This is a genomic window from Coprococcus phoceensis (assembly GCF_900104635.1).
Taxonomy (GTDB): domain Bacteria; phylum Bacillota; class Clostridia; order Lachnospirales; family Lachnospiraceae; genus Faecalimonas; species Faecalimonas phoceensis.
On record NZ_FNWC01000007.1, the window covers coordinates 373,669 to 387,174 of the forward strand.

Annotated in this window: 8 protein-coding genes and 2 tRNA genes; all 10 read left to right on the forward strand. The window is 40.8% G+C overall.

The genetic code is table 11. From position 1 onward, the window contains the following. Positions 1 to 62 precede the first annotated feature (62 nt). On the forward strand, positions 63 to 590 hold the full coding sequence (locus BQ5364_RS05510) for an adenine phosphoribosyltransferase (RefSeq protein ID WP_004614105.1): 528 nt from the start codon (positions 63 to 65) through the stop codon (positions 588 to 590). A gap of 22 nt (positions 591 to 612) precedes the next feature. Next, positions 613 to 2,916: a RelA/SpoT family protein gene (locus BQ5364_RS05515; RefSeq protein WP_044987785.1), complete on the forward strand. Its 2,304-nt coding sequence runs from the start codon at positions 613 to 615 to the stop codon at positions 2,914 to 2,916. Positions 2,917 to 2,920: 4 nt separating this feature from the next. Next, positions 2,921 to 3,541: an MBL fold metallo-hydrolase gene (locus tag BQ5364_RS05520; protein WP_004614103.1), complete on the forward strand. Its 621-nt coding sequence runs from the start codon at positions 2,921 to 2,923 to the stop codon at positions 3,539 to 3,541. Positions 3,542 to 3,610: 69 nt separating this feature from the next. Then, on the forward strand, positions 3,611 to 5,077 hold the full coding sequence (gene hemZ, locus BQ5364_RS05525) for a coproporphyrinogen dehydrogenase HemZ (protein ID WP_004614102.1): 1,467 nt from the start codon (positions 3,611 to 3,613) through the stop codon (positions 5,075 to 5,077). Continuing rightward, complete coding sequence (gene hisS / locus BQ5364_RS05530; protein WP_071143811.1) at positions 5,068 to 6,327, forward strand: histidine--tRNA ligase; 1,260 nt, start codon at positions 5,068 to 5,070, stop codon at positions 6,325 to 6,327. Before hemZ ends, hisS begins: the two co-directional genes overlap by 10 nt. Positions 6,328 to 6,343: 16 nt before the next feature. Next, positions 6,344 to 8,152, forward strand: coding sequence for an aspartate--tRNA ligase (gene aspS / locus BQ5364_RS05535; RefSeq protein WP_004614099.1), 1,809 nt, complete (start codon positions 6,344 to 6,346; stop codon positions 8,150 to 8,152). A 212-nt stretch (positions 8,153 to 8,364) separates the two neighbouring features. Beyond that, a tRNA-Gly gene (locus BQ5364_RS05540) sits at positions 8,365 to 8,436 on the forward strand. Positions 8,437 to 8,484: 48 nt separating this feature from the next. Then, positions 8,485 to 8,556, forward strand: a tRNA-Gly gene (locus BQ5364_RS05545). Between the two features lie 265 nt (positions 8,557 to 8,821). Next, positions 8,822 to 9,655, forward strand: a complete 834-nt coding sequence (locus BQ5364_RS05550) for a hypothetical protein (RefSeq protein ID WP_071143812.1) — start codon at positions 8,822 to 8,824, stop codon at positions 9,653 to 9,655. Positions 9,656 to 9,709: 54 nt separating this feature from the next. After that, positions 9,710 to 13,447, forward strand: a complete 3,738-nt coding sequence (locus BQ5364_RS05555; protein WP_071143813.1) for a right-handed parallel beta-helix repeat-containing protein — start codon at positions 9,710 to 9,712, stop codon at positions 13,445 to 13,447. The last annotated feature ends 59 nt before the right edge of the window (positions 13,448 to 13,506 follow it).

Below are 13,506 nucleotides of genomic sequence, written 5' to 3' on the forward strand. Positions count from 1 at the left end.
ATTGAAAAAATGACAAAAAAATGCTATACTATAATATACTGTAAAAATAGGAGTGAGTTAGAATGAAAAAACCAATAGAAGAATATGTAAGAAGTATACCGGATTTTCCCGAAAAAGGGATTATTTTTAGAGATGTAACAAGTATTTTAGAAGATGCTGACGGACTTCAGCTGGCGATAGATTTGATGCAGGAAAAAATCGGAGACACGGAATTTGATGTAGTGGTAGGACCGGAATCCAGAGGATTTATTTTTGGAGTACCGATTGCATATAATCTGCATAAACCGTTTATTCCGGTTCGGAAAAAAGGAAAACTTCCATGCGAGACTGTTTCGATTCAATATGATTTGGAATATGGGAGCGCTGAGATTGAGATGCATAAAAACTCGATCAAACCGGGACAAAAAGTAGTGATCATCGACGACCTGATGGCAACCGGAGGTACGATCGAGGCGATTACAAAGCTCATTGAAGGGATGGGCGGAGTGATTGTCAAAGCAGTATTTTTAATGGAACTGGAAGGATTAGAAGGCAGAAAGAGATTAGAAGGGGTTGACGTAGAGACTGTTATTGCATACCCTGGAAAATAAGAACCAGAAAGGGGGGATTAATGTGGCCGACAATAAAGTAATAGAGAATCCATACAAGGGACTTGAGATTGTGGATGGGCATGCGGTGAAGGCGCCGGAAGATTATCAGGACCCGAAGATGTTATATGAGGCATTGATCAAACGAATTAGAAAGTACCATCCGTCTACAGATATTTCCATGGTGGAAAAAGCGTTCAATATCGCGTACCATGCGCATGAAGGACAGTTTCGAAAATCAGGTGAGGCATACATTATTCACCCGTTGTGGGTAGGAATCATTCTTGCTGATCTGGAGTTGGATAAAGAGACGATTGTTGCCGGAATTTTGCATGATGTTGTGGAAGATACTGTGATGACAGAGCAGGAGATTACCGAGATTTTTGGTTCGGAAGTTGCACTGCTTGTGGACGGTGTCACAAAGCTTGGACAATTGTCGTATTCCGCTGACAAACTGGAGGTGCAGGCGGAGAACTTAAGAAAGATGTTTTTGGCGATGGCAAAAGATATCCGAGTGATTCTGATCAAGCTTGCGGACAGACTGCATAATATGAGAACACTTCAGTTCATGCGTCCGGAAAAGCAGATTGAGAAAGCGCGTGAGACGATGGACATCTATGCGCCGATTGCACAGAGACTTGGTATTTCCAGGATTAAGACAGAACTTGATGATCTGTCTTTGAAATATTCTCAACCGGAAGTATTTTATGATCTTGTGCAGCAGATCAATGCGAGAAAGACAGAGCGTGAAGAATTTGTGCAGCAGATTGTCGAAGAAGTGTCAGAACATATGAAAAATGCGAAGATTAAGGCAGAAGTAAAAGGCAGAGTGAAACATTTCTTCAGTATTTATAAAAAGATGGTCAATCAGGATAAGACAGTGGATCAGATTTATGATTTGTTTGCAGTCCGGATCATTGTGGAGTCAGTGAAAGACTGTTATGCTGCACTTGGTGTTATTCATGAGATGTACACGCCGATTCCGGGGCGTTTTAAAGATTATATTGCGATGCCAAAGCCGAATATGTATCAGTCATTGCATACGACATTGATGAGCTCAGTGGGACAGCCATTTGAGATTCAGATCCGTACCGAGGAGATGCATAAGACGGCGGAGTATGGTATTGCTGCCCATTGGAAATATAAAGAATCCAATGATGGCAAAAAGAGTGTTGCCGCGCAGGAAGAGGAAAAACTAAGCTGGTTAAGACAGATTTTGGAATGGCAGCAGGATACAGATAACCGCGAATTTTTAAGTCTCTTGAAAGGAGACCTGGATTTGTTCGCAGAAGATGTCTACTGCTTTACGCCGAATGGGGATGTAAAGAATCTGCCGAATGGTTCTACGCCGGTTGATTTTGCTTATGCAATTCACAGTGCGGTCGGAAATAAGATGGTAGGAGCCCGTGTGAACGGAAAACTTGTAAATATTGATTATAAGATTCAAAATGGTGACAGAATTGAGATTCTTACTTCGCAAAATTCCAAGGGACCGAGTCGTGACTGGCTGAACATTGTAAAAAGTACGCAGGCGCGTAACAAGATCAATCAGTGGTTTAAGAAAGAATTTAAGGAAGAGAATATTGTTCGCGGAAAAGAGATGCTTGCGGCGTATTGCAAGACAAAATCTATTGTGCTCAGTGATTTGACCAAGCCGAAATACATGCAGGTAGTACAGATCAAATATGGCTTCCGTGATTGGGATGCGGTGCTTGCGTCAATCGGGCATGGCGGCTTAAAAGAAGGTCAGGTTATCAATCGTCTTTTGGAGGAATACGAAAAAGATCATAAGGCAGCTGTGACAGATGAGACGATTATTGAACGGGTATCTGAAGCGTCTAAGAATAAAGTACATGTGACGAAGTCGAAAAGCGGAATTGTTGTAAAGGGAATTGATGACATGGCGGTTCGGTTTTCCAGATGCTGTAATCCGGTTCCGGGAGATGAGATTGTCGGCTTTGTGACACGAGGACGTGGAATGTCTATTCATAGAACGGACTGTGTCAACATCATTCATTTATCGGAGGCGGAAAGAGCCAGATTGATTGATGCGGAGTGGGAGACAAATGCGTCGGATGAAGCCGGTGGGCAGTATATGTCGGGAATCAAGATGTATGCAAATAACCGGCAAGGTCTGCTTATGGAGATTTCTAAGATATTTACAGAGAATAAAATTGATATCAATTTGATGAATACGCGTGTCAGCAAACAGGGAGTTGCAACAATTGAACTTGGTTTTGTTGTTCGCGGCAGAGAAGAATTGAGTCGAATTGTGGAAAAATTGCGTCAGATAGAGGGCGTGATTGATATTGAACGTACGGCAGGGTAAAAGAATGAAGATAGAAAAATATGCATTGGGTTCACTGGGGACCAACTGTTATTTAGTGGAAAATGAGGAGACAAAAGAGCTGGTTATCATTGATCCGGCGATTTGTCCGGATTATATGATCAGTTATGTGAAACGAATCGGCTATGAGCCGAAAGCAATTCTTCTGACACATGGTCATTTTGATCATGTGATGGGAATTGAAGGGTGGACAAAAGAATTCGATATTCCGGTATATATTTATAAAGATGAAGCGGCAATATTGAGAGATCCGGCATTAAATCTTTCCAGCATGTTTGGGACAAGTTATGCCTATGAGAAAGTAACCTGTCTGAGTGATGGGGAAAAACTTGTGCTGGCAGGATATACGTTTGAAGTGATTCATACACCCGGGCATACAAGTGGCGGATGCTGTTACTATGTGAAGGATGAGGAAGTGCTGTTTAGCGGAGATACACTGTTTTGCAGAAGCGTTGGTCGAAGCGACTTCCCGACCGGAAGCGCATCAGTTTTGGTGAAATCGATTCAAGAAAAATTATTCTCCCTTCCGGATCAGGTGATGGTCTATCCGGGGCATAACGATTTGACTTGCATTGCGGATGAAAAACAGTATAATCCGTTTATTTAAAGGTTCAATTTGGGACGTAGTAAAATTGAAGTTTACTACGTCCCAAATTGGGTTGAAGTGAGGTGTAAAATGATAAAAATAATCGTAAAAGAGGAAATGTATATATACGATATGTACCATATTTTAAGGGCTTTTTACCCGGGGAGTGAGATTGACCAAACAATCGACAGTGGTGTCCCTAATTTGATTGAACTGAGAATAGATGGGCAGCGAAAAGAGTGTCTTTTGATCAACCAAAATGAGGTGGAAGAATACGCAGAGCGAAAGCAGAAAAAGAGGTATGTGAACCTGAAAGTGTATGACTGGTTGTCAAAACAAACCGAAAAGGAACTTGCCTGGGGTGTGTTGACAGGAATCAGACCGACGAAGATTATGATGAACTTGCTGGAAGAAGGAAAAAGCGAACAGGATGTCATTGACTATATGAAAGAAAATTATCGGACAACGGACAAAAAAGCAAACCTCGGCATGGAGATTGCAAAACGAGAGAAAGCGCTGCTGGCTCAATTAGACTATAAGGATGGCTACAGTCTTTATGTGGGGATTCCATTTTGTCCAACTACCTGCAGTTACTGCTCCTTTACCTCGCAGCCAATTCACAAATGGAAAGACCGGGTAGACGAATATTTAGATGCCTTGTGTAAAGAGATCACTTTTGTAGGAGAAGTGTCAAAAGAAAAGAAACTAAATACGGTTTATATTGGTGGAGGAACGCCTACGACGCTGGAACCGGAACAGTTGGAGAGACTTTTGTCACATATTGAAAAAACATTTTCATTTGAAGATTTGAAAGAATTTACGGTGGAAGCGGGGCGTCCGGACAGTATTACAAAAGAAAAGTTGGAAGTGCTGAGAAGACATCAAATTTCCAGAATTTCAATCAATCCGCAGACAATGCAGCAAAAGACATTAGATTGTATCGGGCGAAAACATACAGTAGAGGATATTCGACAAGTGTATGCGATGGCAAGGGAACTGGGATTTGAGAACATTAATATGGATTTGATTGCGGGACTCCCGGGAGAAACTTTAGACGATATGAAAGATACACTGCGACAGATAGAAATGTTTGCCCCGGACAGTCTGACTGTGCATGCGCTTGCGATGAAGCGTGCATCCAGACTGACACAGGAAAAACGAGAGGGAAGCTATCGGGGAAATGACCAGGCAGACAGTGCCACGATGTTATCGGAGATGATCGAACTCGCAGCAGAATATGCGGGGAAAATGCAGCTCGTACCGTATTATCTGTATAGGCAGAAGAATATTGCGGGAAATTTTGAAAATGTTGGTTATGCAAAGGTTGACAAAGCCGGAATATACAATATACTTATTATGGAAGAGAAACAATCTATCGTGGCTGTGGGAGCAGGGGCATCGACAAAGATCGTGCTGCCAAAAGAGAAGACCTTGATAGATGAAAAGACAGGCAATCCGAAGCAGATTGTCAGGACGGAGAATGTAAAAGACGTCGAACAATACATCAATCGAATTGATGAAATGATAGAGCGAAAAGGAGAATGGTTATGGCATTAAAGAAAAAACCAGTCACAGGCATGAAAGATATGTTGCCGGCAGAGATGGAGATCCGCGATTATGTGATTCAGATGATTAAAGACACATACCGCACATTTGGATTTTCTTCCATGGAGACACCATGTGTGGAGCACATTGAGAATCTGTGCAGCAAACAGGGTGGAGACAATGAAAAACTAATTTTCAAGATTTTAAAACGTGGAGAAAAATTAAAATTAGATACAGCGAAAGAAGAGATGGATTTGGTGGATGGAGGTCTTCGCTATGACCTGACAGTGCCGTTGTCCAGATATTATGCGAACAATGCAAGTGTGTTGCCGTCACCGTTTAAAGCATTGCAGATGGGAAATGTGTGGAGAGCGGATAGACCGCAAAGAGGACGTTTCCGTCAGTTTATGCAATGCGATATCGACATTCTTGGTGAACCAAGTAACTTAGCGGAGATTGAGCTGATCTTGGCGACAACAACACTGCTTGGAAAGTTAGATTTCAAAAACTTTACAATTCGTATCAATGACAGAAAAATCTTAAAAGCAATGGCTGCTTACAGTGGTTTTGAAGAGAAAGATTACGATACTGTATTTATTATTTTAGATAAAATGGATAAGATTGGCTTGGACGGTGTGGCGAAAGAACTGAAAGAGAACGGATATGCAAAGGAATCTATTGAGAAATACTTAGAACTCTTTAAAAAGATTACAAATGATATCGAAGGTGTGCGCTACTGCAAAGAAAAACTGGAAGGATTTTTGGAAGCAGAGACAGCCGATGGATTAGAAATGATTATTTCCAGTGTAGAAAGTGCAAAAGAGGCAGAATTTAAAGTGAGCTTTGACCCGACATTAGTACGCGGTATGTCATATTATACAGGAACGATTTTTGAGATTTCCATGGATGAATTCGGCGGCTCTGTAGGAGGCGGCGGACGTTACGATGAGATGATCGGGAAATTTACAGGGCAGCCGACACCGGCATGTGGATTTTCAATCGGATTTGAGCGTATCGTAATGCTGCTTTTGGAAAGAGGATATAAAGTTCCAACCAGCAGAGAAAAGAAGGCATTGCTGATTGAAAAAGGAATGTCTGCAGAAGGAATGTTAAAAATCCTTGCGATTGCGAAAGAAGAGCGTGCAAACGGAAAACAGGTGATGCTTGTGAATATGAAGAAAAACAAAAAGTTCCAGAAAGAACAGCTTATGAATGAAGGATATACAGATATTCAGGAAATTTTTAAAGATAATATAAAATAGAAAGCGAGAGAGAACAATGGCAGAATCAATGCAGGGCTTGAAGAGAAGCCACAGATGTGCAGAGTTAAGTAAGGTAAATATCGGAGAGACAGTAACTGTAATGGGATGGGTGCAGAAGAACCGTAATAAAGGTGGAATTGTATTCGTGGATTTACGTGACCGTTCCGGATTGCTGCAGCTTATTTTTGAAAATGGAAGCGTGAGCGAAGAAGATTTTGAAAAAGCAGGAAAGCTTCGCAGTGAATTTGTAATTGCAGCAGTGGGTACTGTAGAAGCACGTTCCGGTGCAGTGAATGAAAATCTTGCGACAGGAGAGATTGAGATTCGTGTAAAAGAACTTCGTATTTTATCTGAGTCTGAGACACCACCGTTCCCAATTGAAGAGAACAGCAAGACAAAAGAGGAATTACGTCTGAAATACCGCGTGTTGGATTTGAGAAGACCAGATTTACAGAGAAACCTGATGATGAGAAGTAAAGCGGCGACATTGACACGTCAATTCCTTGCAGAGGAAGGATTTTTGGAAATCGAGACACCGATGTTGATCAAAAGTACTCCGGAGGGAGCGAGAGATTACCTTGTGCCAAGCCGTGTGCATCCGGGAAATTTCTATGCGCTTCCACAGTCACCACAGATTTTTAAACAGCTTTTGATGTGTGCGGGATATGATCGTTATTTCCAAATTGTAAAATGTTTCCGTGATGAAGATTTACGTGCAGACCGTCAGCCGGAATTTACACAGATTGATATGGAATTATCGTTTGTTGATGTGGACGATGTCATTGACGTTAATGAAAGATTACTGGCTAAAATGTTCAAAGAGATTCTTGGGATAGAAGTTTCTCTTCCAATCCAGAGAATGACATGGCAGGAAGCAATGGATCGTTTCGGCTCAGACAAACCGGATATCCGGTTCGGAATGGAATTGACAGATGTGTCGGAAGTTGTGAAAGACTGCGAATTTGTAGTGTTTAAAAATGCATTGGAAAATGGCGGAAGCGTTCGAGGAATCAATGCCAAAGGCCAGGGGGCAATGCCGCGTAAGAAAATCGATAAACTGGTTGATTTGGCAAAAGACTTTGGTGCGAAAGGTCTCGCATACGTGGCAATACAGGAAGATGGCACAATCAAGTCTTCTTTTGCAAAATTCATGAGTGAAGAGGAAATGGCAGCACTTGTAAAAGCAATGGATGGAGAAAATGGTGACTTACTGCTCTTTGCAGCAGATAAAAATCAGGTCGTATGGGATGTCCTTGGAAACTTACGTCTTGAAATTGCACGTCAGCTGGAACTTCTTGATAAGAATGAATATAAATTCTTGTGGATCACAGAATTCCCATTGTTAGAGTGGAATGAGGAGGCCGGAAGATACACAGCAATGCATCATCCATTTACAATGCCGATGGAAGAAGATTTGCATCTGATCGACACAGATCCGGGAAAAGTACGTGCAAAAGCTTATGATATTGTACTGAACGGTACAGAAATCGGTGGTGGAAGTGTCAGAATCTTCAATCAGGAGATTCAGAGCAAGATGTTTGAAGTGCTTGGGTTTACAAAAGAGCAGGCGCAGGAACAGTTTGGATTCTTGTTGAATGCATTCAAATACGGAGTGCCGCCTCACGCAGGACTTGCATATGGATTGGATCGTCTTGTGATGCTGATGGCAAAAGAAGACAGTATCCGTGATGTTATTGCATTCCCGAAAGTAAAAGATGCATCGGATCTGATGACAGAAGCACCTTCAGGGGTAGATCAGAAACAGTTAGATGAGCTTTGCTTGGCTATCACAAAAAAAGAAGAAAGAGAAACCTTCTTGGTTTAATGTTCGCAGCGATTTTAGTTGTAGTGGCAAAATTTCGTAAAGAAAAAAACATGTAGTGTAATAAGGTGATATGTGCACCCCGGGGAAGTTGATGCTCCGGGGTGTTGTAAATATTCTAAATAATAGTACAAAATAAAAAAATAAAAAAAGTGTTGACAAAAGTGCTTTTCATCAGTATAATGAATATTGTTCTGATTCAGAGAACACAATATGCACGAGTGGCTCAGTGGTGGAGTATCGCCTTGCCAAGGCGAGGGTCGCGGGTTCGAATCCCGTCTCGTGCTCTTTCAATGACAATTGAATAAAGGTTCTGATTTAAAGAACAATAATATGCACGAGTGGCTCAGTGGTGGAGTATCGCCTTGCCAAGGCGAGGGTCGCGGGTTCGAATCCCGTCTCGTGCTTTTTGTGTCTTGACTGATAAGGAAAGAATGGATTGCCAATGGCTGCCTGATGATATGCAGGTGCTGTTGGCTTTTTTTATTATAGGAAAATCCTTTGGAATCCTATAATAAAAAAATGCACTTCTAAGATAAAGGTCGAAATGGAGTTCCGAATTATACAAAAAACAAGGGAAACAGGAGCAGTTTATATAAGCATTATTGAAAAAAAAAGGTGTTATAATTATAAAAAAGAGAGATAAAAATGATTAGTCGGGAGAAATGATATATGAAAAAGAAACAATATTTTTTGGCGGGGATAGTTATATTAGTCATTTTAGGTATAGCAATTGCCGTCATCTTTAATGGCAGAAACAAGAATGCAGAAGAAAATTCTTCGTCGAAAGTGGTGACAGTTGTGTCGGAGGAAGGATATCAGTTTTATAGCGAAGTTGTGCAAAAAGATTATAAAGAGCAAGATCAGAAAGAACTAGAGAAAAAGACAAAAGAATATGCAAAGGAAGTGTATGCTCAATTTGCATTAGGGGAAGCGTATAATCTTTGCAAACCGTACTCCTATGAATCGCTAAAGATGGATATGGAAGCAGAAAATCAGCAGCGTCAGGCGAAAAAGAGTGCAGGAGAAGTTGTTTACGGTACATTGGAATATACATTAGACAGTTATCTTGAATATACACTCAGTAATCTGAAAATACAGACAGTGGATTATATGGTAAGAAATCATGAGGAATCCTTAGAGAAAGAAGCAAAAACATATTGGGAAGCACACCCTGATAAATTTGAGAGAGTAGATGAGATCACATATCGTTTAGGTGAAGAGACGAAAAAAGTTGTCTGGGATGAACTTTCCACATTGGAAAAGACAGATAGTGAATTGTTTGAATATTTGTATTATGGGGAAGAGGGTGATCAGTTCACATTATCGGAGAGGGACGAACCAATCAGTGGAGAGATTTTGAAAAAAACAATGAAGACTGCTGATTTTGAGGCGGACAAAAGCACGGTCCTTAAGATTTACATATCGGATGTTTATTATGAAAAGCTGGTGAAACAGGCTGAGAAAGAGCATCCACTGGAGTTTGAATTAAATCAGGGGCAGTAAAGAGGATGTACTGTTTCTGTTTTAAGAAATAATAAAGAAAGGAAGTAAAAAAATATGAAAGGGAAAATGGTAAAACGTTTACTGGCAGTTGGTTTGTCTATTGCAATGGCGGTGACAACGTTCCAGACAGTGGGAACTTCTGGTCCTGGAATTGTACAGGCGGCTTCTACAGTGACAAATGAAAATCTGCTGAAAAATCCTACATTTGAAGAAGGTGTGGATCTTGGCACTCATTCTGATAGTAATCAGAATAACAAAGTAGGAAACTGGTTCGCGTATTCAACACAAAATCCGGGAACAGTAAAAAAAGTACAGGAAAATGCACACAACGGAGAATGGTCAGCAACTGTTGCAAAACAAAATGATGCATTGGAGCAGGATGTGCCGGATCTTCAGAAGGGAGCAACATACAAACTTTCTGTATGGGCAAAAAATACGAACCCATCTGGTCTTAAAACATGGCTGTGTCTGAAATGGTACGGAGGAAGCGAAAAGAAAGTTGCAATCGATTCTTCAGAATACAAACAATATGAGATTGAATTTACATATACAGGGGCAACTGGAACAGATGCAGGAAAAAATACAAGAGCTGCAATCTGGGTGGAAAGAGGCAATAGTGGAAATGTATATGTGGATGACTGGTCATTACAGATTTCCAGTGATCTTAAGAGCTTAAGCGTGGAAAATGGAGCGCTGAAAGCAGAATATAATGCAGACTATCAGGGCGAAATGAAGAGTTCTGATTTTGATATCTCTTATACATCCTCTTTAGAACCTGAAGTGGCAAAGAAACTGGATATTACAAGTGAAACTGTGAACGGCAAGGCATTGACAATGAATTTTGCAGAGATTGCAAAACAGCCTATGAAACAGACAATCACAGTCACTGCTACTTATAAACCAAGCAAACAGCCTATGGTAGTAGACTTTGATGTAGATGCATCCGGAGAAGAGTTGGTAGAAGCAAATCTTACCGGAATTACTGCTGAAAATGGCAGTGTCACAGCGAATTTGGATAAAGTGCCTACAGTAGCTCCGGTAAAATATGACTTTACATTAGAATATAAAGTGAATGATGGAGCATTTGAGAAGGCTGCAATTAAAGAGTTTACTTATAATAAGGACAGCAAAAATGTTGTTATGACATTTGACAAAATCTCAGGGGCTGTAGATCCGAAAGATGTAACCGTAAAAGTAACATATAAAGATGTGGCTAAGACAGCAGAGTTCAGAGTAGAACTTGGAAGCGGCGTGAAATATTACGTGGACGCTACAAACGGAAAGGACAGCAACAACGGTACAAGTCCTGAGACTGCATGGCAGACAATTGACAGAGTCAACCAGGAAAATTTCCAGCCGGGAGACCAGATTCTGTTTAAAGCAGGAGAGACTTGGACAGGTGCATTAAAACCACAAGGATCTGGTGTGGATGGAGCACCGATTGTGATTGCAAGCTATGGTGAAGGAAAGAAACCAATTTTAATGCCAGGTGAAGACTGGACGATTTCTCATATGAACATTGCGAATCAAGTTGTTCGCAACCCAAAAGTCAACAATGTAATTACATTCTTCAACCAGGAATACTGGGAAGTAAGAGATTTGGAATTATATGATTCTACGTATGAACAAAATACAAATACAAATGTTTACCGCAGAGGTATCAATATCTCAGCAGAAGATGTTGGGGATCTTTCTTACTTTAAGTTTGATAATCTGACAATTCACGGATTTAGAGGACCAATCAGCAATGAAGGGAAATCTTCCGGTGGAATTATTATGACAGTGACAACAAACCTGAACGATGCATCAAAAAGAGTTCCAACAGCGGTGCATGACATCAGCGTTACAAACTGTGAACTGTATGATCTGGGAAGATCTGGAATCAACTTTGTTTCACCTTGGACAACAAGAGAAGGTGACAAATGGAATAAGTATGCACCATTTGGATATGCAGGAAAAGGTGCATGGAAACCATATGAAAGATTTACACTGAGCAACAATATTATTCATGATATTGACGGTGATGGAACAATTGTAGATGGTTGTAAAGATGTAACAGTAGATCATAACACAGTATATCGTGCAGTATATAACTGCTGGTATGGTGTTGGACTTTTCAACTGGAACTCAGACAATGTCGTATTTGAATACAATGAAGTATATGAATCATCTCCGGCAGATGCATTACTTGGAGCAGGAGATGGACAGGGAATCGAAATTGATGCGCTGAACCAAAATACATTAGTACAGTACAATTATCTGCATGATAACGCAGGTGGCGTATTTATGTGGTGCTGTACTGCAAGCTTAAGAGGATTTAATGGAATTTATCGCTATAACATCAGTCAGAATGACGGTGCAAAACACGGTGTAATTGACTGGAGAGAAGGTCATGAAGGAAGTATGGCTTACAACAACACGATTTATCTAGGTGAAGGAATTGACAGAGAATGGTTGAAAAACGGCTATACAGGTGGAAAGAGTGATGCGAAGTTCTACAATAATATCGTAGTAAATAAAGGAAATATGACACCTGGAAAAGGATTTAATGAACAGGAAATCGACTACGAGAGCAATATCTTTGTAGGATTTGATGAAGTTCCGTCAAACGATACAACATTGATTCAGGAAGACCCGAAATTTGTGGCTCCTGGAACAGGTGGAAAAGGAATTGATTCTGTAAAAGGTTACAAACTTCAGGCAGACTCACCGGCAATTGATGCAGGTCTGAATATCGAAAACAATGGTGGAAAAGATTACTTTGGAACACCACTTGCTGATGGAAAGACAGACATTGGTGCAGCGGAATATGTAGTAGAGTTAGACAAAACAGAATTAAATGCGTTGATCGAGTATGCAAAGAGCCAGCAGGAAAATGAAAATTATCAGTATGTAGTGCCGGTTGTAAAAGAAAAATTTGAGGCGGCATTAGCGGAAGCTGAGAAAGTGAGTGCAAATAATGCGGCAACTCAGGAGGCAGTGAATACAGCATATGATAAGTTGTTAGATATGGTTCATCACTTGGAATTTACAGGAAATACAAGTTCTTTGAAAGTGCTTGTGGACGCGGCAAAAGGATTAGAAGAACAATTCTATACAGCAGAGAGCTGGAAGCCATTTACGGAGGCTCTGAAAGAAGCAGAAGCAGTTCTTGCAGATGAGAATGCTCTTCAAGAGGAAATTGATGCAGTGAGAGCAGCTCTCAAGACAGCGATGGACGGCTTGGTGAAGAAACCATTGGCAGATAAATCAAAACTGGAAAAACTGGTGAAAGATTCTGAGACAAAATATGAGCCGAATTTAGACAAGTATACTCCGGCGAGTGGAGAAAGTTTCAAAGAAGCGTTGGATGCGGCAAGATCAGTTCTCGCAGATGAAAATGCAACTCAGAAACAAGTGGATTCAGCCTATACAACGCTTCAAAAAGCTATTTTTGGATTACGATTGATTCCAAACAAAGAGGCGTTGGAAGATTTGATTAACAAAGTGGAAAGTATGGATCTGAGCGGTTACACAACGGAGAGCGTACAGGCGCTCAAAAATGTGCTTCTTGAAGTAAAAGCAGTTATGGAAGATCCGGAAGCTGACCAAAAAGAAGTAGATGCAGCTGAGAAAGCCCTAAGGGCAAGTCGAGATGGACTTGTAGCAGTTGAAGATGCGAAAAAAGCAGATAGCAGTAAGAAAGTGGCTAAGACAGGAGATGCGACATCACCAATCGGATGGACACTTGCAGGTGTTTTGGCAGTGCTTGCGGTTGTGGCAGCGTTCTTTGTAAGAAGAAAAAAACGCTAATATAATATAAGTTAAAAATGAAGAGAGGGCATCGCAAAATCATCGGGTGAGATGATTGA